The organism is Chryseobacterium sp. CBo1 (assembly GCF_001693475.1).
GTDB lineage: Bacteria > Bacteroidota > Bacteroidia > Flavobacteriales > Weeksellaceae > Chryseobacterium > Chryseobacterium formosense.
Map to the genome: position 1 here is coordinate 14,975 of NZ_MAUH01000013.1, position 23,396 is coordinate 38,370.

Consider the following 23,396-nt stretch of genomic DNA (forward strand, 5'->3'; position numbering starts at 1 on the left):
GTTACTAATGTAAGTTACTGCAAAGTTACCACTATTTTTCAATTGAAAGATACAAAAATGAACTATTATTAGTTACTTTGTGTAACAATTATAAAATAAAAGTTAAAAATGAGCACAGAATCATTATTTACACCTTTTCAATACAAGAATTTAGAACTAAAAAATAGAATCGTAATGGCTCCGATGACGAGAGCGCAATCTGATAACGGAGTTCCGACTCAGCAAATTGCAGATTATTATGCAAGAAGAGCAGCTTCAGAAGTAGGATTGATTCTTTCAGAAGGAACGGTAATCAACAGGCCGGGTTCGAAAAATATGCAGAATATCCCTAACTTCTACGGAACAGAAGCATTAAACGGCTGGAAAAACGTTATCGATGCGGTTCATCAGAACGGAGGAAAAATGGGACCTCAAATCTGGCATGTCGGTGACACGAGAAGCTCCCCGGATTATCCGTTGGTTGATATGGAGAAAGCTTCTACGATGACTTTGGAAGATATTCAGGATACAATCGCTCAGTTTGCGGCATCGGCAAAATCAGCCAAAGATTTGGGATTTGATGTTTTGGAAGTGCACGGAGCTCACGGATATCTGATCGACCAGTTTTTCTGGGAAGTAACCAATACAAGAAACGATGAGTATGGCGGAAAAACACTTAAAGAAAGAAGCAGATTTGCAGTTGATGTTATAAAAGCAATAAGAGCAGCAGTTGGGGAAGATTTTACCATTATTCTGCGTCTTTCTCAATGGAAACAACAGAATTATAAATCAAGATTGGCCGCAAATCCTGCAGAAATGGAAGATTGGTTATTACCATTAAAAGAAGCGGGAGTTGATATTTTCCACTGTTCGCAAAGACGTTTCTGGGAACCGGAATTTGAAGATTCCGATCTGAACTTTGCAGGTTGGGCAAAAAAACTGACGGGTCAACCAACAATTACAGTGGGTTCTGTAGGGCTGAACAGCGACTTCATGGCGGCTTTTGCAGGAGAAGGTTCAGAGAAAGCAGATCTTACAGAATTGGTAAGAAGATTGGATCGTCAGGATTTTGATTTGGTTGCAGTCGGGCGTGCTTTATTAAGCGATTATCAGTGGGCAAAGAAGATCAAAGACGGAAGAGTAGAAGAGCTTGCTAATTTCGAAGGCTCAAGCTTAGGAGTTCTTTACTAAGAACAGAGTGAATTGCTGGTTTGTTTCGTGGTCAATTTATTTAAACTTTATTTCCACTATTCACCTGCGAAGTAAAATGGGCAGTTCACTTTTTTATATTACACATAATTTTACCTATAATTTTTTTAATTTTAGAAGAACCGTTTTCAAATTTTTGAGAGCGGTTTTTTATTTGTTTTAAATAGCTTAAAATTTATTTTAAACGCAAAGACCGCAAAGTTTTTTTGAATGTATTGAAAACATTTTTCGTTCGCAAAGGCGTTTCACTCAGCAAAGCAAATCTAGCCTTAGCTGAACATTACTGCTATCTAGACAATAATAATCTCGCTTTACAAACCAGTGTTTTTCGCTGGCTTCTAATCATTATTTTCGAATTAGTAGGAGAGGAATTCAGCTAAAGCTTCTGCTGTCATTTGCTGAACGAAGTGCCCTTGCGAACAAAAAATATGCAGATGTTAGTGAAAAAACTTTGCATACTTTGCGTTAAAAAGATTAGCAAATTTCTAAAACAAAAACCGCCTGAATAAAATTCAGACGGTCATTAACAAGTTTAAATATCTAATTGTCACCTAGACAATAATGATTTCTTCTTACAAACCAATATTTTTCGTTGGTTTCAGTTGTTTTTTGATGTTTTTTGGGATTGCATTTTTATGAACCAGAATTGCAGTTGATTTATACTCAACATACGGTCTTGTCACATATAAATATCCATCAAAATCATTGGTTACACCCCAAGAATTTTTCACCATATAATATTCTTTACCAGATTGGTCTTTTGCCAAACCTACGATATGCATTCCGTGATCATCCGTTGTAGAAAGGTTGTTTAGTGCTTTCTGACGCATGTCTTCAGTAATGGTTTTGTCTTTTTTCGGTTCTGTAAATAAAGTTCCGCTGTTGCTTTTGTTAATTTGGTCTAAATCTGCATCCGGAACATAGGCAACTCCATTTTTATAAGAGAAATAAGGCTCGGAAACATCGGTTGCCCAACCTACAGAATACCCTTTGTTTACGGCATTATCGATAATTGCAGTAAGATCTTTCATCGGAACATTCCAGTCAGAATCATGGCTCCAGTTATCAGGAATCGGAACTACAAATTTCTGATAGTAAGGATAATCTTTGTATGATGAAATTTCAACATAATCTTCAGGATTAATTCCTACTACTTCTTTAGCGAAAGTTTTCGGAGTATAATTTTTTCCTTCATACGTAAAGTTTGCAGGAACTTTTCCTAAATATTCATCCAGAATAGCATCTACAGAATCCATCCAGTTATCAGACAATTTTCCTTTTGAAGAATCTGCAACAAGACTATCCAATACAGGTTTTAATTTTTCCTGCATCTCTTTAAAGTTGTTCAATGTTTGTCCGGCTTTCAAACCAGTGTAAACATCCTGTGGAACAGCACCGTACTTTTTATACATGTTTACCACATCATGAAGCTCACCTCCGTCTCCCCAGCTGATTGCTCCGCTGTTCAAAACATACAATTTCGCTTTATCGTGATAAGAATTTCTAGCAGTAAAGATTTCTGCCAAATCAACGGGCTTTTTACCCATCCTCTGCATTTCAGACTCAAGGAAAGAATTTCCTGAATAGCTCCAGCAAGTTCCCGATGAACCCTGGTTTTTCACCGAAGTAGCACCGACATCTTTCAACGTAGTAAACTGGAAATTGGCATTTTGAGACTGGTTGTTCTTCAACTTGTTGATCAGGTCATCCTGAGCAAACATCATACTTCCTGCACATAAAACAAAAAGTAGTGACGCAAATCTTTTGTTTTTCATAAGTAACAATCTATTTGTTTTAAAGATGATATGAATTATTCAATTAAAAATTTAAATAAATAAAACTTTATCAGCTTTAAATTATATCGTAATAGTCGGCAATATTAAGAATATGTTACAAAAGATACTGTTAAAAAAGGGTTAAAATTGAGTTGGAGAGCTTTAGAGTTTGAGCGTTGTGGTGTTTGGAAATATTAATAAATATTATAATAATCTTTCATCAGATAAAAATTAGTAGCTTTTACAAGTGAACGGCCCATTAAACCTGAAACAGTCAATCATTAAAGAAATCTTTGTGAACTTGTGTTCAATTTAGTTTTTATAAATCTATCAACAATCAACTAAAAACAACCAACCGCTTAAAGTATTTCATTATTTTTAAAAAAAGTTTATAATGTTTCCAACCTGCGAGAAATTTCCTGCATCTATAAGAGTATAAAGCTTGACTATGGAAAAAGAATTACTGTTAGAATGTCAGCGGAACGACCGCAATGCACAGCGGAAAGTTTACGAAAAAATGGCTGGTAAACTGTACTCGGTCTGCAAACGTTACCTGAAAAACGACGAGGATATAGAAGAAGTATTGGCAGATACTTTTTATAAAATCTTCACAAAGCTTGACCAACTGCAAAACCATGATATTTTTGAAGCATGGGCAAAAAAAATTGCCGTGAATGAATGTCTGCAGAAACTAAGAAGTACAAAATCTCTGCATATTTCTTTAGATGAAAATTTCATAGAATCTCCTGATTCTAAAGTGGAAAACCTATCCTTTGAAAAAGATATTTTGAAGCTTTTGAATTTTCTTCCTGAAGGTTGCAGAGCCATTTTCAATCTGTTTGCCATTGAAGGGTATCCGCACAAAGAAATTGCAACAATGCTTTCAATAAGTGAAGGTACTTCAAAATCCCAGCTGAATTTTGCAAGGAAAAAATTACAGGAACTTCTCGTAAATCACAACATTTAAACTTTACAACAATGGAAAATAATCACGATATCGATAAAAAATTCAACGAGGCTTCTCAATCTTTGGAAGAACCTGCGACTTTTCCAGGTTTTGATAAAGTTTGGTCAAAAGTTGAAGAAAAATTAGATAAAGAAGAAAATAAAAAGAAAAACACACCAATTTGGTTTCCTTACGGAATTGCCGCCAGTTTGATCATTGGTTTGGGTGCATTTTATTTCATTAATAAGAATGATGCTTCAGAAATTACAAAACCTGAGCTTGCCCAAAATACAGTTTCGCCTAACTCTGTTTCAAATGTTCAGACAATTGACAGTACAGTAAAATCCAATATTGAAAAAGAATTGGAGGGTGTAGAGAAGAAACAAAATCAGAAGATATTAGCCTATGAAGATGCTAAAATATTGTACGATCGTTACAATCATGAATCAGGTTTTATTTTTGAAGAAAAACCATTAATAAATCGTATTAAAAATTATAAAATAAAGCCAATAGCAATTCATAAAGAAGTTCCTTATATTCCTTTTGACAGTGGCTATAAAGAAAAAAACATCGAAGAGGTTGTTGTACTTGGATATAATAAAACAGCTACGAAACCTACAGCAGTTGCATCATCATCGAGTATAAGTGGAAATCTTATTGCAAGTAATTCACCAGGTGCAGGATTTTTAAATTCTTTAAAAGGAGAAGTTGCGGGATTGTCAATTAGTTCTTCTTTTGGAACTCCGGGCTCTTCCAAAAGTGCTATTCTTATTCGTGGAGCAGCTTCCATTAAAGAAGGTTCAGAACCTTTGTATATTATTAATGGTGAAATTGCAAGCGGAGAAAAATTCAAAAAATTAAAACCTGAAAGCATTAAAGAAGTTTCTGTTATCAAAGACGCAGCCGCAACTTCTATTTATGGAAGCAGAGCAGCAAACGGAGTTATTGTAGTTTCTACAAAAGATACTTCAAAAACTAAAAATAAAAAGTTTAATAAATTTCTGAAAAAACTTTTCCCAAAAACAAATACAGGTGTTTTAGATAAAACGGAAGAGAAAAAAGAGGAACTTCCAAAGGCAGGACAATTAACCGCCGGAGAAGCAAACGATTTTTCTAAATGGAATTATTGGATGGATATTGCTCTTCCGGCTTTAGACAGATATAAAAATGAATGGCAGTTTTTCCCTGAAAGAAGAGTTTCCGTACAGCTGGTTAATAAAAATAAAAAACCTGTTGTCGGAGAGAAGCTGAGATTGGTTAACGATAAAGCTGAAATCGTTTGGGAAGCGGTAACAGACAATCTCGGGAATGCAGAATTATGGATTAATCCGCTGATTAACTCTTATGAAAATACCGGAAAATATATTTTAAAAGATAAAGCAAACAATATTATCAGCAATCATCTTAAAGAATTCAAAAACGGGCAAAATCTGATTATTCTTGATAAACCCTGTGTTGAAAAAAGAGCCTTAGATCTTGCTTTTGTAGTCGATGCAACAGGTTCGATGGGAGACGAAATTGCTTATTTACAGTCGGAACTTTTGGATGTTCTGAAAAAAGTTGAATCTAATCTGAAAAATATGGAAGTGAGATACGGATCCGTTTTTTACAGAGATCAGGGAGATGAATATGTGACCAGGAAGTTTGATTTTAACGACAATGCTGATCTGCTTTTGAAATTTATCAAAGAACAAAATGCTTCAGGCGGTGGTGATTTCCCGGAGGCAGTGGTAGAAGCGATGGATGTTTCGGTAAATGATCTGAAATGGAGTACAGAAAATGCTACCAAAATTATGTTTTTGATTCTTGATGCACCGCCACATCAATCTCAGGAAAATATAGATAAGCTTTTTAAATATGTGAAAGCCGCGGCTCAAAAAGGTATTACCATTATTCCCTTATCTGCAAGCGATATAGATAAACAGACAGAATATCTGATGAGAACTTTTGCACTGATGACAAACGGAACTTACACTTTTCTTACCAACCACAGCGGAATCGGGAACAATCACATTGAACCTACAGTAGAATCTTATGAAGTAGAAAAATTAAATGATCTTTTGCTGAGACTGATTTTACAAAGAGCCACCCTTACAGAATGCGATAAAAACACATCTCAAAATTACCTGAATAAAAAACTGGAAACCGAAGCAGGAAGTCAGGCTGAACATCAGATAAAAATATTTCCCAATCCTACGAAAGGTCCTGTAAATATTATTTCCGATCTTCCGATTGATGAATTGTTTGTCTATGACTTAGCCGGAAAAATCATTATGAAAAAAGAAAAGCTGTCCGGAAAGAGTGCTATTGATATATCATCTTATCCGCAAAGTGTTTATCTAATCAGAGCCAGAACAGAAAAAGGATGGGAAACGTTTAAAGTGATTAAAAACTAACAGAAAAAGTCTTATTCAAAAAAAGAAATTTCTTCGGAGATTTCTTTTTTTTCTCTATTTTTAGAAATATTATTGAAGATGAAAAAAGTTTACCTGTTGTTGCCTGTATTTGCAGTGCAGTTTGCCTTTGCGCAGGACTCTCAGCGTTATTATTCGGGAACGTTTTTTAATGAAAAAAAGAAACCTCAGAATTTTCTGAAAATTTTTAATAAAAATAGCGGTGTTTATGAATTAACCGATGAAAAAGGCTTTGCCATTATCGCTGCAAAAGAATATGATACTCTGGTTTGGAATAGCGGTAAAAATATTCAGGTTGTACATTATGTTCAGGAGCTGAAAAATATACTTGAAAGACAGGTTCCCCGACAGACAGTCGAAAATATTGCTTCCAAAGATTATGAAAATCTGATCATCAAAACTGAAACAGACGAATTCAGTATTGAAAAATCTTACGATTCTCTGAGAAAAAATTCAGATCATGATTTTTCTGTTATCAGAAAGCTAAAGCTAAAATCGGATTCTTTATATAAAATTAAAAGCCAACCCCAAAAATATCTTGTATTTAACGGGAATTTCAGCACTTCGTTAGACGTGAAAAACCGAAACCGGATTCCCAAAACGCAAAGCAGATATGTTCAGGGAAGATCAGAAAATGGTTCACTTGTTTGGAAAGGTCCGGATACAGGCGAAATGTTCAGCTTTGGACCGGATATTTCGACTCTGGGTTTTAACGGAATACCTTATGAATATGATAATAATGGTCAATTAGTTGGTTTAAATGACGGAATTTCTCCTGCAAAAATTTATGATAACAATCTTTTCAAAACAACAGTCGGGTATAGTAATCAGCTGAATCTGAATACAATAATTAAGAGCGGAGGTTATAATGAAAATGCAAGACTTTCTCTGAATATCGGCCAGCAAAAAGATCAGATGTATTTTATAGATCAGTTTGATATTGCAAATACATTTAAAGCTAAATTCAGCACAGAAATTTTAAAATTTAAAATCAATGCAGGTTTTAATTACACCGGAAATAAAGCTACAAATACTAACAGAATAGGACTTTTCAACCGACTTTATCAGAATTCTCTCCTGACTCCGGTTTCCTTTTCGAATAAACAAAGTGCTTATCTGAACAATGGTTTACAAAGAAGTTACAGTCTGTATGCAGACAACCCTGAATTTCTTTTCAGTCAACCGGAAAAATATAATTATTACGAAAATATCCGTCAGTTTAATTTTGATGTAAACAGACAGTGGAATGGTTTTAAGCTAAGCATCAGTCAGGCTTATGATAATCAGGATATGATGCATCGTGATGTTTATAAGATTTCTACAAATGGTTTTCCGGTCGGACTTTACAATATCAGAAACCAGAAAAATGAATTTTACAATTCTAATATTTTGGCGAGTTATAAATTGCACGATGGCGAACTCGATAACAAATTTAGTTTAAATCATATTTTAAATGACAGGAAAATCAATGTCAGTCATAGTTTAGACAGAAACTATTTTTATCAGAGAACTTCACAGGATTATATTTTTAATTATAATCTGGATTACGAAAACTATAATGATTTTGAGTTTGGTGTGAATATCGGCAACTCATTTTATATTTCGAATACGTCGCTTAAAAATAAGTACTGGATACCAAAGGTAAACGGATATTTTACTTTTAAGGATATTTTCGGATGGAATAATCTTGATGTGCAATTCATGGGAGCTCATACACAATTGGCTGCAGAACCCGAAATTGCAAAATCTTACTCATCTTATACTACAACACAGTTTTCTGCACAAAATGCATATCAGTATTTTCCTCTGAAAGAAGTTGAAACATTTAATAATCTTGCGAATATTAATATTAAAGAATCTAAAGCCGGCTTTAAAATTATTTTGTTTAATCCCAGAATTAATTTGACTGCAGAATACTTTAAACGAAAAATAAATAACGATGTATTTCCTGTTTTCGAAAATCAGGATTTAGTTTTGAAAAATCTCGCAGACCATACGTATGATGGGTATGAAGTCAATTTCAATTATGATAACATTTATCACAGTTATGATTTTTCCATCGGTAGTAAAGCTTCATTTTTTAAATATAGAGATATTGTCGATCGTGTGAATTCCGGGTACAATAATCTGATGATTTCAGGATTTAATGATATTTATAAAACATTATCCGAAGGTCAGATTTTAGGAGCTGTGATGGGAAGTTATTATGAAAGAAATGCAGAAGGTAAATTGATAATTGACGATTATGGTTATCCTGTAAAAGCTTCAGGAATGAAAATAATTGCAGATCCGACTCCGGATTTTGTGATGAAATTTTCTCATCAGATCAATTATAAAATGTTTGCGCTGAACATCAACTGGGAATGGAAAAAAGGCGGTCAAGTCTGGAACGGAACTCAGGCTGTTCTCGATTATTACGGTCGTTCTCAGACTTCCGGAGACGAAAGAATTATTAAAAATTATGTTTTTGAAGGGGTAAATTACAACGGAAATGCCAATCAGATTCCTGTTGATTTTTACAATCCGGATCTTGCGGTTGGTGATAATCGTTGGACAAGATATGGTTTTTTGGGAGTTGCCGAAAATTATGTTGAGAAATCAGATTATGTGAGAATTAATGATATTACGCTTTCAGCTTATTTTGACATCGGGAATTTTCGAAGAGCTTTAGGCGTTAGTTTTTATGTGAATAATATCTTTCTTTGGCAGGCAAACCGGGGAGTAGATTCTAACCAGAATTTTTATGATTTTGACAACAGCCGCGGTTTAGATTTTTTTAATCTTCCTTCTTTTAAAACCTATGGCTGCACCGTTTCTTTTAAATTTTAATACAATGAATTTTAAATTTCTACGCTCTATATTTTTTGTTTTTTCTTTGTTTCTAAGTATTTTTTTTAATGCTCAGAATAATTTCAGTGATTTCAAAAAAGAAAAAACATACATCCATACCAATCATGTTTTTTATAAGCCCGGAGAAGAAATGTATTTCAAAATATATGTTCTTCAGGCACAAAATAATCTTCCGGCAGATCAAAGTAAAGTAGTAAATTTTGAACTGGTCGATCCGAGTGGCTCGGTTGTGAATAAATCGAAGTATGAAATAAAAAATGGTCATGCAGAAGGGTATTTTTATTTCGGAAACGATATGAAAGGCGGAATTTATAAAATAAGGGCTTTCACTGCATGGATGCAGAATGAGTCTGGCAAAAACGTCTTTGAAAAAGAGATTACTCTACAGAAAATTGTGTCTCCACGAATTTTAATGAAACTCGACTTTCCGAAAAAAGGTTATGGAGCAGGAGATGAGGTTTTGGCGGAGTTTTCGATGCGGAGTCTAAGCAATCTTCCGATTCCTTTTTATGAAGCTTATTTTACGGTGATGCATGAAGGCGAAAAAATAACCGAAGGCAATTTGATTACTGACAGAGAAGGAAAATATCTGCTGAAATTCAAACTTCCTGAAGTGTTGAAATCTTCCGATGCTTTGCTGAATGTAAAAGTTAATTTTGATGGTTTCACAGAATCTATTTCGAGAAATATTCCGATTGTTTTGAATAATCTGGATTTAAAATTTATGCCTGAAGGCGGAACTTATATCAACGGAGTCGAACAGAATGTAGCATTTAAAGTTTTGGATGAATTTGAAAAACCTGTAGATGCAGTTTTAGGAATTTATAATCAGAATCATCAGAAGTTATTGGAAGTTTCTTCATATAATTTCGGTATGGGAAGCTTTTCTTTTAGTCCTAAAAATGGTGAAACATATTATGCAAAAGTTGTAAAACCGGAAAACATCAGTCAGGTTTATGATCTTCCTTTTGCAAAAAATGACGGAATTGTTTTAAATAGTATAAAAGAAAATCAAAACATACGATTAATCATAAACTCTACATCTGAAAGAAGTGTTTTGATTTCTGGAAATTTCCGTGAAAAAGAGGTTTATTCTAAATCATTAATTCTGAAAAAAGGATTCAATCATCTTGAAATCCCAGAAGAGGAGCTTCCGACAGGAATTTGCAGATTTACGGTGACAGAAAATAATATTCCTTTAGCGGAACGAATTGTTTTTGCGAATGAAAATAAACAGATGAAAGTGAAAATTTCCCCGGTAAAGAAAAACTATTTGCCGAGAGAAAAAGTAATTGTGAATGTAGAGACAACGGACGAAAAAAACAATCCCATTCCGGCAAATCTTTCGATCAGTGTTGTTGATGATAAATTGTGGACGTATGCCGATGACAAGCAAAACCATATTCTTTCATGGCTTCTGGTGGATTCAGAATTGAAAGGGAAAATTGAAAAACCGCAGTTTTATTTTGATAAAAAGGAGGAGAAAGCTGCCAAGAGTTTAGATTTAGTTATGCTTACGAATGGTTACCGTTATTTTGAAATGAATGACGATATTAAGAAAAACGGAAACTACAAATACCTTCCGGAAAAGAAAAACCCGATATACGGAATTGTTGAAGACTTAAATAGAAGACCTGTAAAAGCTGAAGTTTATCTGGTGAGTGGTCATTCCAAAATAAAAAAGCAGACAACTTCGGAGAATGGCTTGTTTTATTTTTCGGATTTGAACAGAAATGAATATTATTCTGTTATTGCTAAATCTGCAGATAAAAAACAGAAAGTGAAAGTGAGAATGCTTTCTTATACACTTAATATTAATCCTTTAGTGAAGCAATCTTTAGAAAATATTGATATTGATGAGATCATAAAAGAAGCAGAAATAAAGGAAAAGACAGCATCAACTGAAGGATTATCGAAAAATTTGCCTTTGAATTCTAAATCTGATACGATTTCAAGAAATACACAGATTGAAGAGGTTGTAGTTTTAGGATATAATAGTGTTTCAAAAAAGTCTTTGGCAACAAGTTCTATTACGACAGTTGAATCAAAAATGTTTGAAAATAGACCAAATGTTTCTTTTTTACAGTCACTACAAGGTCAAGCTCCGGGTTTATCCATAAATTCATCTTCAGGATCTCCCGGTTCTGCTAAAATAGATGTTGTCATACGAGGAGTATCTTCAATTACTTCACAATCTGAGCCTTTGTATGTGATCGACGGAATGATCTCAAATTCAACATTATTTAGAAATTTAAATCCGAATAGTATCGATGCCATTTCTGTTTTAAAAGATGCGGCAGCGACATCAATTTATGGCAATCGAGGAGCCAATGGAGTCATTATTATTAATTCCAAAAAAGGAAGAAATTCAAACATCAAATTCGACATCACTCCCCAAACCTATTTTGCGGTTAAGAATATTCCAAATGACAGCCTGGCTCACTATGAATACTCACGTAAGTTCTCTTATCCTGTTTATGAGTCTACAAACACTGCTTATCGCCACGATTACCGTGAAACATTATATTGGAATCCTGTTGTAGAAACCGATAAAAAAGGAAAAGCTCAGATCGAATTTTATCAGTCTGATGCCAGTTCAGCTTTCAGAATTATGACTGAAGGTACTTCTGCAACAGGATTGATAGGAAGAGACGAAACTACTTACGCTGCACAAAGCTTAATATCTATTGACGCAAAAATTCCACAGTATTTGACAAGAACAGACCAAATGATCATTCCAGTTGTGATTAAAAATAATTCATCGGAAACCAGAACTTTAACGATGGATGTAATTGTTCCGAATCATATCAAATTGATGAAAGCTGACAGTTTGATCACCTTAAAACCTTTAGAATCCGGGAGATTGTTTGTAAAAATGCAGACAGATAAATTGATTAGTTCCAATATTCAGTTTGCTGTAAAATCAGGAGAATTCAGGGAAACGATGATTCTGCCTTTAAAAGTTGAAGAAAAAGGTTTTCCGCATCATTTTTCTATCGTAAACAATAAATCTGAATATTCAAAAATAAATATTCCAGAGTATATTAACGGAAGTTTGATGGCATCTTATTACGTCTACGAAAATTCGGCATTGCAGATGTTTGAAGATTTAGAACGCTTAAAAAGAGAACCTTACGGATGTTTTGAACAGCTGTCTTCAACCGTTTATCCCAATATTTTTATTCTGGATTATTTAAAATCAACAAAAAAGATAGATGCCAATACAGAATCCAATGCCATTCGTAATATGAAGAAAGGCTATCAGAAAATGTTATCTTATAAAAACAGCGATGGTGGTTTTTCTTATTTTGGAGGAAGTGAATCTGATGTCTCTGTTTCTGCTTTTGCTTTGCTGGAATTCAGAGATCTGAAAAAATATGTAAATGTTGATACAAAACTGATTCAGAAACTTACCTCATTTATTTTATCTAAAAAAAATGCAAACGGTCTTTTTGAGGTCAGAAAAAGCTACGAAATGCAAACCGGATATTCCGAATATTCTTGGGCGAGAAATATGTATGTTTTGTACGCTTTGTCTAAAATTGGTTTTAAAAATGAACTGATTCAAAATTATGAGTACAGCTTAAAAAGAGTATTGGCAACAAAAGATTCTTATCAGTTGGCTTTGATGGCAAATACAGCCTTCAATCTTGGTAAAAATGAAGATTATAGCACTTTGATTTCTCTTTTAAACAAACAATATTCAGATAAAAATGTAAAAACTGAAATTACTTTTACGGGTTCTGGAGGTATTTCAGCCAATGCAGAAACACTTTCTCTATATATGATGGCACTTCAGAAAAATGATAAAGCCAATCAGCTTGAGATTGCTGAAGTAGCAGATGATCTGATTAATTATAACGGCTATTACGGATTTGGCTCTACTCAGGCAACAGCTTTAGCTTTAGAAACACTTTCCGTTTTTTTTGCTAAAAATGAAAAACTGTACGGAACAGATAAGCCTGTCATTAAAATTAATAATGTTGAAGTTTCCGGGAAAAACAACAGCTTTGCATTGGCTTTCAGAAAAGGAGAAAATGATTTAAATATTGACTATTCAAATAAAAAAGGCTTGCCTTTTAAACTCGATTATCAATATTATACTTTGGAAGCTCCGAAAAGTGAAAAGATTCCGGTAACATTAGAAACAAAACTAAAATCACAAACTTCAAAAGTAGGAGAGACAAACAGAATGACAATTACCGTGAAAAACAAAGTCAATGGGCAATTACCAATGACCACTGCGAAAATCGGAATTCCTGCAGGTCTTACGTTGCAAAATGCTTTATTGAAAGATATGGTTGATAAAAAACAAGTTTCTTATTACGAAATATTTGATAATTATCTTGTTCTGTATTGGGAATATTTTGAAGCAAATGAAATAAAGACAATCAATTTAGATTTAAAAGTAGAGTTTGCAGGAGATTATATAGGAAAAGCGAGTAATGTTTACCTTTATTATATGCCTGAATCGAAGTTTTGGAATGAAGGAATAAAAGCTATAATTGAACCTTGACTTTAAGTTTACGAATAATTATTTGGCTGGTTTTGTAATAAATCAGCCATTTTTATGTATTTCTGATATGGGAGAATATTTTTTAAAATTAAACTTTCAATAATTTTTGAAAGTTCAAAAATTATTATTATATTTGTATTAGAAATTTAAAAGAAAACAAAAATGCAACTTTCAGAAGCAAAAGAAAAATACATTCAGACGTGGGGAACTTTGGCAACCAATTGGGGAATCAACCGTACGATGGCGCAAGTTCACGCATTACTTTTGGCTGAAGGAAAACCGCTCTCTACCGATGAGGTGATGGAAATGCTTGAAATTTCAAGAGGAAATGCCAATATGAATTTACGAAACCTGATGGAGTGGGGATTAGTAAGAAAAGAATTGCTGAAAGGCGACCGAAAAGAATATTTTTTTGCCGAAAGAGATATGTGGTATCTGTTCAAGCAACTCGTCAAAGAACGTAAAAAAAGAGAAATCGAACCGGTTTTAAGCTCAATCTCTGAACTGAAAAATGTTAATGAAAATACGGAAGAAGCAAAACGATTCACAGATTTAATGATTGAAATGGAAAATGTTACCGGAAAAGTTTTCAACATTATGGATCTTGCCATTAAAAGTGATGATCACTGGCTGGTCGGAAAGATCACCAATTTATTAAAATAGAAAGGACTCGAAAATCCTTTTTTATTTCAATTTAAGTTTCAAAAATTATTGAAAGTATAGTAAGATATAATAATTAAAAAATAAAACTCATGAAACTGAATATTTTAAAAGCAGAAGTGATTTTTCAAACAATTTTAAGTTTAGGAAGTCTTTTTTACATTCTCGTAGATTATAGTAAACAAGATCAGGCATCAGACTTTTTTATTGCCCTCTTTTTTATGGGTGTTGCTAATCTCTTAGGTTTTTTAATAAGAATCTGCACGGTCGCAAGTAAATTTCACCGATATTACTTCTTTGGAGTGATCTTATTTTTCATTTCATTGTATGCTATCTCTTCTTTATCTATCAATTCTAATATTGATTTTGAGATCTACTTTATGGGCATAGGAGGAATACTTTTTAATATGTACTATTTGATTTACGGATTCTATGTCATTAAAAATTATCGTGGAGAATAGAAAGAGATAGAAACTCTTTTTTATTTCGAACTAAATTTTAAAAATTATTGAAAATAAAATACTTATAAAATGTTCAATATCATTTCATATCTGTTATTTCTTGGAATCAGTTCATATATAACGATTGATGTGGGTAGAAGATGCTTCAACTCAGGAAAAATTTATCTGGAATATCTCATCAAAGACAAAGATTTTTGTTTGACCGTCAATCGGATTCTCCTTGGAAGTTATTATCTCGTCAATCTCGGTTACATCGCCATCAATCTGAGTTTCTGGAATAGAATTTCAAATATTGAAGAACTTTTAACTACCGTTTCCACTCGCATTGGAATCATTGTTTTAATCCTTTGTGTATTGCATTTTACCAACATTACTGCTCTTTATCTATTAAGAAAAAAATTAACTATAAAATAAAATTATCATGACAGCAACCATCCTTACCCAAACGTACAACTTTTCAGCGTACATGATTTATCTGCCAATCGTCATCACTTTGACTGTGCTTGTTTCTCAGTTTTTGTTTAAAAATTCTAAAACTTTTATGATCGATATTTTTCATCAGAAACAAGACATTGCAATGGCAACCAATTCACTGTTTAAAATCGGCTTTTACCTTTTAAATATTGGTTTTGCCCTTTGCATCATTGAGTTTTTCCAAATTGAAACGGTCGAGAGATTAGTCGTTGCTTTAAGCAAAAAAATTGGCGGATTCTCCATTTACCTCGGAATTATGATGCTTCTGAATCTTTTGTTGTTCTTAAAAGGTCGCAAACATGAGATGAATAAAGATAAAATCAAAGACGAAGAAATTATAGAATCTTAAGTCGTAAAATTAACCGTTATGAAAAATTTAATCATTCATTTATTCCTCATCTTTTATTTCAGAGGAAAATCGAAAAGTCAAATGTTTTAAAAATTATTGCCATGAAAACTTTTTTAAAAATCGATTATTATCTACAGATGACTGTATTTTTTGGCTATCTAGTTGTTGGGTGTTTGTATCAATTAAGTGAAACAATTTATTCTCAGTTTGGTTTATTTCCTATTTTGTAGTGGGGGAGTTCAGTTGGTAAGCTATTTACTGAAAGTAATGATAGGATTTTGTACGGATCTATTCATAAAAATCTATGGAATTCTGATTTTACCGATATGGATATATTTACTTTTAAACAAAATAAACTTTCCTCTCGATTTATTCTCTTTTATACCGGTCACCGGAATATTCTTGAGCCCAATAATGGCGGTTGCCTATTTATTTTACTGTAGAGAAAAATCTAAAGATTTTTTAACGAGCCTATAATTTTTAAAATCAAATGTTATGAAAACCCTACAAAACCACACCCTCATCTACGACAACGAATGCCCCATGTGCAACATCTATTCTAAAGGTTTCATCAAAGCCGGAATGTTGGATCAAAAAGGTAGAGAAGCCTTTACAGAATTAAGTTTGAAGAACAAAAACCTGATTGATTTTTATCGTGCAAAAAACGAAATTGCACTAGTCGATCATGAAAAGAATCAAGTGATTTACGGTTTAGATAGTTTATTACTAATCATCGGAAATTCCTTTCCAACATTAGAAAAAATTGCCAGGGTAAAACCTTTGCATTGGTTTTTCAAAAAGCTGTATTCTTTCGTCTCTTACAACAGAAAACAGATTATTCCTTCTGCAAAAGATCATTCGGGCGAAGCTTGTGTCCCTGATTTTAATTTGAAATACAGACTGGTTTACATCTCTTTTGTAATATTATTTTCTTCTTATGTGTTAAGTATTTTCAGTGCTCGGTTAGGTTTAAATTTAAATCATAATTTCGGAAGAGAATTTGTAATTTGTTTAAGTCAAATCGTTTGGCAAACTCTATTTTTAAGAAGATATTTAAAAGTAAAATTATGGGATTATCTGGGAAATATGATGACCGTGTCATTAATCGGAACGTTGCTTTTAATTCCTGCATTAATTTTAAACTTAAATCCAATTTCATCAATAATTTATTTTGGAATTGCCGTCTTCATCATGTTTTTAGAACATATCCGAAGATGTAAAATATTAAAATTAAATTTTCTCCCAACGATTTCATGGATGATCTTTAGAATGACGGTTTTGATTATTTTAATCTTATCAAACAAATAATGTTGTAAAGACTCCCGAAGGGACGATTTTCTAAAGGATAGGATGAAATCCTATCACCAACCACAACCACCAACAACCACCAACAATGAACCAAAAACCAAAACAAAATGAAATTCCTAAAAGCCGAATGGCGAAAATTGGCCATCATCAACTACGAAATAAATCCTGAAATCCTCATGAAATATCTTCCAACAGGAACAGAACTCGATTTTTATCGGGAGAAATGCTATGTGAGCCTTGTCGGATTCATGTTTTTGAATACCAAATTACTAGGACTGCCAATTCCTTTCCATCGCAATTTTGAAGAAGTAAATTTAAGATTTTATGTAAAGAAAAAAGAAGGCAATGATTGGAAGAGAGGAGTAGTTTTCATCAAAGAAATCGTTCCTAAATATGCCTTGAGTATCGTTGCAAATTCAATTTACCAGGAAAACTATAAAACCAGGAAAATGAACAACGAAATGTATTACAGCGAGGATAATTTGATTATAAAATATTCATGGAAAGAAGATTACTGGAATTCCATACAGATAAATGCTGAAAGCAAATCCCGAAAAATGGACAACGAATCTGAATTTGAATTTATCACCGAACATTATTGGGGCTTCACGAAACGCGGAAATAAAACCTCAGAATATGAGGTCTGCCATCCAAAATGGGATTGGTATCCGGTGAAAGATCATCATTTGGAAATAGATTTCAAAAAGGTTTATGGAAAAGATTTTGAATGTTTAAATCACCAAAAGCCTTTGTCCGTTATGCTTGCAGAAGGCTCTGAAATTGAAGTCAGAATGAAAAAATATTTGATAGAACAGCCAAGTAAAAAGTAAAAAGAGCCAAGTGGAAATGCTGAAAAGATATTTTTTATTCAAAAGAAAATCTTTGATTTTCAATCTCTTGTGCTCTGAAATATTCTCAATATATTTAACTAAAACTAATATGACTAATGTGTTTAAACTCTCAATCTTAGCCTTAACCTCAATCTTAACCTCAAAAAAATGAAAATCATCATCGCTGCCGGAACCGGATTTCTCGGTAAAAACCTTGAAAAATATTTCGTTGAAAAAGGAAACGAAGTCTATATTTTAACAAGAAATCCAAAACGTAAAAATGAAATCCATTGGGATGCAAAAACTGTGGGTGAATGGAAAAATTTGCTTGAAAACTCTGATGTTTTAATCAATCTCACAGGAAAATCGGTCGATTGCCGTTACACAGAAAAAAATAAAAAAGAAATTCTCGCATCAAGAATTGACAGTACCAAAGTTCTTCAGGAAGCCATTGATTTATGTTTTAATAAACCAAAAGTCTGGCTAAATTCAAGTTCGGCAACCATTTATACCCATTCCGAAACCCATTTAAATACAGAAGATAACGGAATCATCGGCGATGATTTCTCTATGAATATCTGTAAAAGCTGGGAAAAAGAATTTTTTAAATCAAAAACAGAAAATGTAAGAAAAGTAGCTTTACGAACTTCCATCGTTTTAGGGAATAATGGAGGAGCTTTTCCAAAATTAAAAATGCTGACAAAATCAGGTTTAGGCGGAAAACAAGGAAGAGGAAACCAAAACGTAAGCTGGATTCATATTGATGATTTTTGCAAAGCGATCCAACATATTATTGATAATGAAAATATGTCTGGAGTAATCAACGTAACTGCTCCAAATCCTCTGTCTAACGAAGAATTTATGATGAAATTAAGAAAAGAAATGAAAGTTCCATTTGGATTAAATGCGCCTGTTTGGCAGTTAGAAATCGCTTCAATCTTCATGGGAACAGAGACCGAATTATTATTAAAAAGCCGAAATGTTTATCCTCAGAAATTAATAAAAAGTGGCTTTGAATTTACTTATTCAAATATTGAATCTGCATTTAACGATTTGGTTTAAAAATAAAAAATAAACGGGATTAGAAACCCACGCAATAGAAAATCTTCGATTTTCAAAACTAATGTGTTCTTTTATAAAGTGTGATAATAATCTTAAATTCTAATGTGTTTTAATCTTTTGTGTCTTTTGTGGTTAAAAATTTCCGCTGAAATATTAAATTAGCAAAAACTAAACTTCGATGTTCATCAAACCAAAAACTAAAATCATATTTCTTTCCTCATTCATCATATCATCCACTTTTTTTTCACAGGCTCACAATGTTTCGGAGGGCTACCAAAAACCAACTGATCCATTGGTTATTCAAAATCTTGAAAACTGGCAGGATTTAAAATTCGGATTGTTCATGCATTGGGGAACGTACAGCCAATGGGGAATTGTCGAAAGCTGGAGCTTATGTCCAGAAGATGAATCATGGACACAAAGAAAATCCGAACACGGAAAATCTTACAATAAATATGTAGAAAACTACGAAAATCTTCAGACGACTTTCAATCCGACTCAATTTAATCCTCAAAAATGGGCAGATGCAGCAAAAAAGGCAGGAATGAAATATGTGGTCTTTACAACAAAGCATCACGATGGTTTTGTAATGTTCGATACGCAACAGTCTGATTACAAAATAACTTCTTCAAAAACCCCTTTCTCCAAAAATCCAAAATCGGATGTGACAAAAGAGATTTTCAATACATTCCGAAAAGAAGGCTTCAAAATCGGAGCTTATTTTTCAAAACCCGATTGGCATTCTGACGATTATTGGTGGTCGTATTTTCCGCCAAAAGACCGAAATGTGAACTACGATCCCAAAAAATATCCTGAAAGATGGAACAATTTCAAAAAATTCACATTTAATCAATTAAATGAAATCACTTCAAATTACGGTAAAATCGATATTCTTTGGTTAGACGGAGGTTGGGTTCGTCCTTTCAACACCATCGATCCAAAAGTAGAATGGCAGAGAACCATCAAGGTGGAACAGGATATTGATATGGATAAAATAGGGATAATGGCTCGAAAAAATCAACCCGGAATTATCGTTGTAGACCGCACTGTTCCCGGAAAATGGGAAAATTATGTGACACCCGAACAAGCCGTTCCTGAGCACGCACTTTCTATCCCTTGGGAGAGCTGTATCACGATGGGTGATTCGTTTTCGTATGTTCCGAATGACAATTATAAATCCTCTCAAAAAATCATTGAAACTTTAGTTAAAATCATTTCCAGAGGTGGAAATTACCTAATGAATATTGCTCCCGGACCCAACGGAGATTACGATGCAATTGTTTATCAAAGATTAAACGAAATCTCAACTTGGATGGATCACAATCAATCAGCGGTTTTTGAAACGAGAGCTGTCGCACCTTATCATGATGGGAGTTTTTATTACACACAAAGCAAAGACGGAAAAACGCTGAATATTTTTCACATTGAAGAAAAAACGAATTATCAAGCTCCGTCTACTCTGAATTTTATAATTCCTGAAACTTTTAAACCAAAATCATTAATAGTTTTAGGCTTAAAGAATAGAATTAAATGGAAAAAATCGGGTGATCTAATTGAAATTCAATTACCTGAAGACCGTAAAAAATTAAAATACACAACTGTAATTCAAATTAGTGAATAGTTGTGAACCATTTCTTTTTAAAATGACTTAGGAAATCGAAGCGTTAAGAAATTTTGAAAAAATTCCGTTAAGAAATTTCTACTGTTTGAGTGTCGGCAAAAATTATTATTTATTTGTTAAAACGTTGTTTCCGACCGAGTTTAGAAATTTTAGGAAGTTTTTCAAAATTTTAGCGGAGAGTTCCAAGTCTTGAACTTTTGGTTCTTTTGTTTCAAGACAAAAGAACAATTATTAACTCAAAATCATTTTATGAGCTATAAATTTAGATTTAAAATCACATTTATTTCATTGCTGAGTATGATATTTATTTCCGCTCAAAAACCTTTATACAAAAACCCGAAACAACCTATTGAAGCCAGAGTCCAGGATTTGCTGAAAAGAATGACTCCGGAAGAAAAATTCTGGCAGTGTTTCATGATTCCCGGAGATTTGGACAATGTTCCGAAACGTCAATATTCTCACGGCATCTTCGGATTGCAGGTGAGTGCAGGAAATCAAGGTGGTGGCGTTGCCGGACAATTGTTGAAATATAACGCAAACGAAGACGCAGAACGACTGGCGAAAAAAATCAATGCCATTCAGAAATATTTTGTGGAAGAATCCCGATTGGGAATCCCAATTATCCCTTTTGATGAGGCTTTGCATGGATTGATGCGTGAAGGTGCGACGGCTTTTCCTCAGGCAATTGGCTTGTCGGCAACTTTCAATCCTGAGTTGATGAAAGAAGTTTCGACAGCCATTGCCAAAGAATCTAGATTGAGGGGAATTCGTCAGATACTGACTCCAGTTGTAAATTTGGCAAGCGATGTTCGATGGGGAAGAACAGAGGAAACGTATGGTGAAGATCCGTTTTTGACTTCGGTAATGGGCGTTAATTTCGTCACTTCATTTGAAAATCAGAGAATTATTACTACTCCAAAACATTTTTTAGCAAATGTTGGAGAGGGTGGAAGAGACTCATATCCAATTCATTGGAGCAAAAGATATTTGGAAGAAACGCATTTGATTCCTTTTCAAAAAGTCTTTACACAAGGCAAAAGTCGTTCAGTGATGACTTCTTATAATTTATTGAACGGAAGACCTTCAACGGCAAATCATTGGCTGTTGACCGAAAAATTAAAAAAAGATTGGAATTTCAAAGGTTTTGTCATCAGTGACGCAAGTGCGGTTGGAGGTGCAAATGTTCTGCATTTTACGGCAAAAGATTACGATGACGCTTCTGCACAGGCCATCAATGCAGGACTTGATGTAATTTTTCAGACAGAATATCAACATTATAAATTGTTTATTCCGCCATTTTTGGATGGAAGAATTTCACAGGAAAGAATTGATGATGCAGTTTCAAGAGTTTTAAAAGCAAAATTTGAATTAGGTTTGTTTGAAAATCCTTACGTTTCTAATAAAGATATTGAAGAGTTAAAGAAATTAAATCATAAACCATTAGCCGAAAAAACAGCCATTGAATCTTTTATTTTGCTTCAAAATAATAATCAAACGCTCCCGATTTCTGAAAATTATAAAAAGATTTTAGTAGTTGGAACGGATGCTGTTGATGCAAGATTAGGTGGTTATTCAGGGCCGGGGAATAAAAAAGTGAGTATTTTGGATGGAATTAAAAATTTCATTAAAAATAAGAATATCGAGGTCAATTATTCAAAAGGAATTGACTGGAATTTGAAGAATTTCACAACCGTTCCGAGTGAGTTTTTATCTTCTGAAAATCAAAAAGGTTTAAAAGGAAATTATTTTCCCAATCCCAATTTAAAAGGAAATCCAGCTTTTGAAAAGCAAGATGAACAACTGAATTTCAAATGGACATTGTATTCCCCAAATCCTGAAAAACTGCAACCCGACAATTACAGCGTTCGTTGGATGGGAAAATTAGAAGCTCCAAATTCTGGAAAATATCAGCTTGGATTACGTGGAAACGATGGTTTCAGATTATATTTAAATGGAAAATTAATGATCGACAATTGGGAGAAGTTGAGTTATTCAACCAAAACAGTTGATATAGATTTTGTGAAAGGTCAAAAATCTGATATTGTTGTTGAATTCCACGAAAATAGAGGTGAAGCGAACATTGAACTGATTTGGAATTATGGCTTAAATGATTATCAGAAAGATTTTAATGATGCTTTAAAAATGGCTCAAAATGCAGATTACATCATCGTCACAGCAGGAATTCATGAAGGTGAATTTCAGGATCGTTCTTCGTTGAGTCTACCCGGAAATCAGGAACAGTTTATTCAGGAAGTTTCAAAATTAAATAAACCGACAACAGTTGTTTTGGTTGGCGGTTCTGCTATTAAAACTACCGATTGGAAAGATAGAGTCGGCGCCATTTTAGATGTTTGGTATCCCGGAGAAGAAGGCGGAAATGCCGTTGCAAAAGTTCTTTTCGGAGCAGAAAATCCATCCGGAAAATTGCCGATTACGTTTCCGATTGAGGAAGGGCAGTTACCTTTGATGTACAATCATCATCCGACAGGTCGTGGAAATGATTATTATGATTTAAGCGGTGAACCATTGTACCCGTTTGGTTTTGGATTGAGCTATACGACTTTTGAAATCTCTGATTTACAATTAAATAAGACGAAATATTCTGAAAACGAAACGATTGTTGCAAATGTTAACGTAAAAAATATAGGTTCTAAAGCCGGAAGTGAAGTCGTTCAATTATATGTAAAAGATTTGCTGGCTTCGGTTTCAAGACCGATTATCGAATTGAAAGGTTTTCAAAAAGTACTGTTAAAACCGGGAGAATCAAAGCAGATTTTGATTGAAGTTCCGGTTCAGGAATTGAAATTTTTAGATGAAAAAATGAATTGGATTGTAGAAAAAGGAACCTACAGAATCATGGTTGGAAATTCTTCAAAAAATCTTCCTTTAAAACAAAATATTGAAGTCCAGTAAAATATGGAGTAGAATCTTGGTACGATATA

15 protein-coding genes are annotated in these 23,396 nt (G+C 33.5%); 14 read left to right on the top strand and 1 reads right to left on the bottom strand.

The features are described 5' to 3' along the window. Positions 1 to 108: 108 nt before the first annotated feature. Positions 109 to 1,170, top strand: coding sequence for an NADH:flavin oxidoreductase (locus BA768_RS09710; RefSeq protein WP_065720576.1), 1,062 nt, complete (start codon positions 109 to 111; stop codon positions 1,168 to 1,170). 590 nt (positions 1,171 to 1,760) lie between these two features. Here the strand turns inward: BA768_RS09710 and BA768_RS09715 are convergent. Continuing rightward, complete coding sequence (locus tag BA768_RS09715) at positions 1,761 to 2,963, bottom strand: aminopeptidase C (RefSeq protein WP_065720577.1); 1,203 nt, start codon at positions 2,961 to 2,963, stop codon at positions 1,761 to 1,763. Between the two features lie 448 nt (positions 2,964 to 3,411). Between BA768_RS09715 and BA768_RS09720 the strand changes: the two genes are divergently transcribed. The 13 genes from BA768_RS09720 (at position 3,412) to BA768_RS09780 (ending at position 23,367) form a co-directional block, all read left to right on the top strand. Next, the gene (locus tag BA768_RS09720) at positions 3,412 to 3,930 is read left to right on the top strand and encodes an RNA polymerase sigma factor (protein ID WP_034674759.1); all 519 of its coding nucleotides are present in this window, start codon (positions 3,412 to 3,414) and stop codon (positions 3,928 to 3,930) included. A gap of 11 nt (positions 3,931 to 3,941) precedes the next feature. After that, the gene (locus BA768_RS09725) at positions 3,942 to 6,305 is read left to right on the top strand and encodes a VWA domain-containing protein (RefSeq protein WP_065720578.1); all 2,364 of its coding nucleotides are present in this window, start codon (positions 3,942 to 3,944) and stop codon (positions 6,303 to 6,305) included. A 78-nt stretch (positions 6,306 to 6,383) separates the two neighbouring features. After that, on the top strand, positions 6,384 to 9,152 hold the full coding sequence (locus BA768_RS09730; RefSeq protein WP_065720579.1) for a hypothetical protein: 2,769 nt from the start codon (positions 6,384 to 6,386) through the stop codon (positions 9,150 to 9,152). Between the two features lie 4 nt (positions 9,153 to 9,156). Further along, positions 9,157 to 13,689 carry a TonB-dependent receptor plug domain-containing protein gene (locus BA768_RS09735; protein ID WP_165601783.1) on the top strand — a complete coding sequence of 1,511 codons (4,533 nt, stop codon included), beginning with the start codon at positions 9,157 to 9,159 and terminating at the stop codon, positions 13,687 to 13,689. Between the two features lie 162 nt (positions 13,690 to 13,851). After that, a complete protein-coding gene (locus BA768_RS09740; protein WP_065720581.1) occupies positions 13,852 to 14,352 on the top strand; it encodes a GbsR/MarR family transcriptional regulator in 501 nt (166 codons plus the stop codon). 89 nt (positions 14,353 to 14,441) lie between these two features. Further along, the gene (locus BA768_RS09745) at positions 14,442 to 14,810 is read left to right on the top strand and encodes a hypothetical protein (RefSeq protein ID WP_065720582.1); all 369 of its coding nucleotides are present in this window, start codon (positions 14,442 to 14,444) and stop codon (positions 14,808 to 14,810) included. A gap of 69 nt (positions 14,811 to 14,879) precedes the next feature. Beyond that, entirely contained in the window at positions 14,880 to 15,224 is a 345-nt protein-coding gene (locus BA768_RS09750; RefSeq protein WP_034674772.1) for a hypothetical protein, read from the top strand. A 7-nt stretch (positions 15,225 to 15,231) separates the two neighbouring features. Further along, positions 15,232 to 15,633 (top strand): hypothetical protein, encoded by a 402-nt coding sequence (locus BA768_RS09755; RefSeq protein ID WP_065720583.1) that lies wholly within the window; start codon positions 15,232 to 15,234, stop codon positions 15,631 to 15,633. 495 nt (positions 15,634 to 16,128) lie between these two features. Then, complete coding sequence (locus tag BA768_RS09760) at positions 16,129 to 16,941, top strand: DCC1-like thiol-disulfide oxidoreductase family protein (protein ID WP_065720584.1); 813 nt, start codon at positions 16,129 to 16,131, stop codon at positions 16,939 to 16,941. 107 nt (positions 16,942 to 17,048) lie between these two features. After that, on the top strand, positions 17,049 to 17,771 hold the full coding sequence (locus BA768_RS09765) for a YqjF family protein (RefSeq protein WP_065720585.1): 723 nt from the start codon (positions 17,049 to 17,051) through the stop codon (positions 17,769 to 17,771). Between the two features lie 168 nt (positions 17,772 to 17,939). After that, complete coding sequence (locus tag BA768_RS09770; RefSeq protein WP_065720586.1) at positions 17,940 to 18,833, top strand: TIGR01777 family oxidoreductase; 894 nt, start codon at positions 17,940 to 17,942, stop codon at positions 18,831 to 18,833. Between the two features lie 178 nt (positions 18,834 to 19,011). Next, positions 19,012 to 20,454 (top strand): alpha-L-fucosidase, encoded by a 1,443-nt coding sequence (locus tag BA768_RS09775; protein ID WP_065720587.1) that lies wholly within the window; start codon positions 19,012 to 19,014, stop codon positions 20,452 to 20,454. 249 nt (positions 20,455 to 20,703) lie between these two features. Further along, on the top strand, positions 20,704 to 23,367 hold the full coding sequence (locus BA768_RS09780) for a glycoside hydrolase family 3 N-terminal domain-containing protein (RefSeq protein ID WP_083206628.1): 2,664 nt from the start codon (positions 20,704 to 20,706) through the stop codon (positions 23,365 to 23,367). Positions 23,368 to 23,396 lie beyond the last annotated feature (29 nt).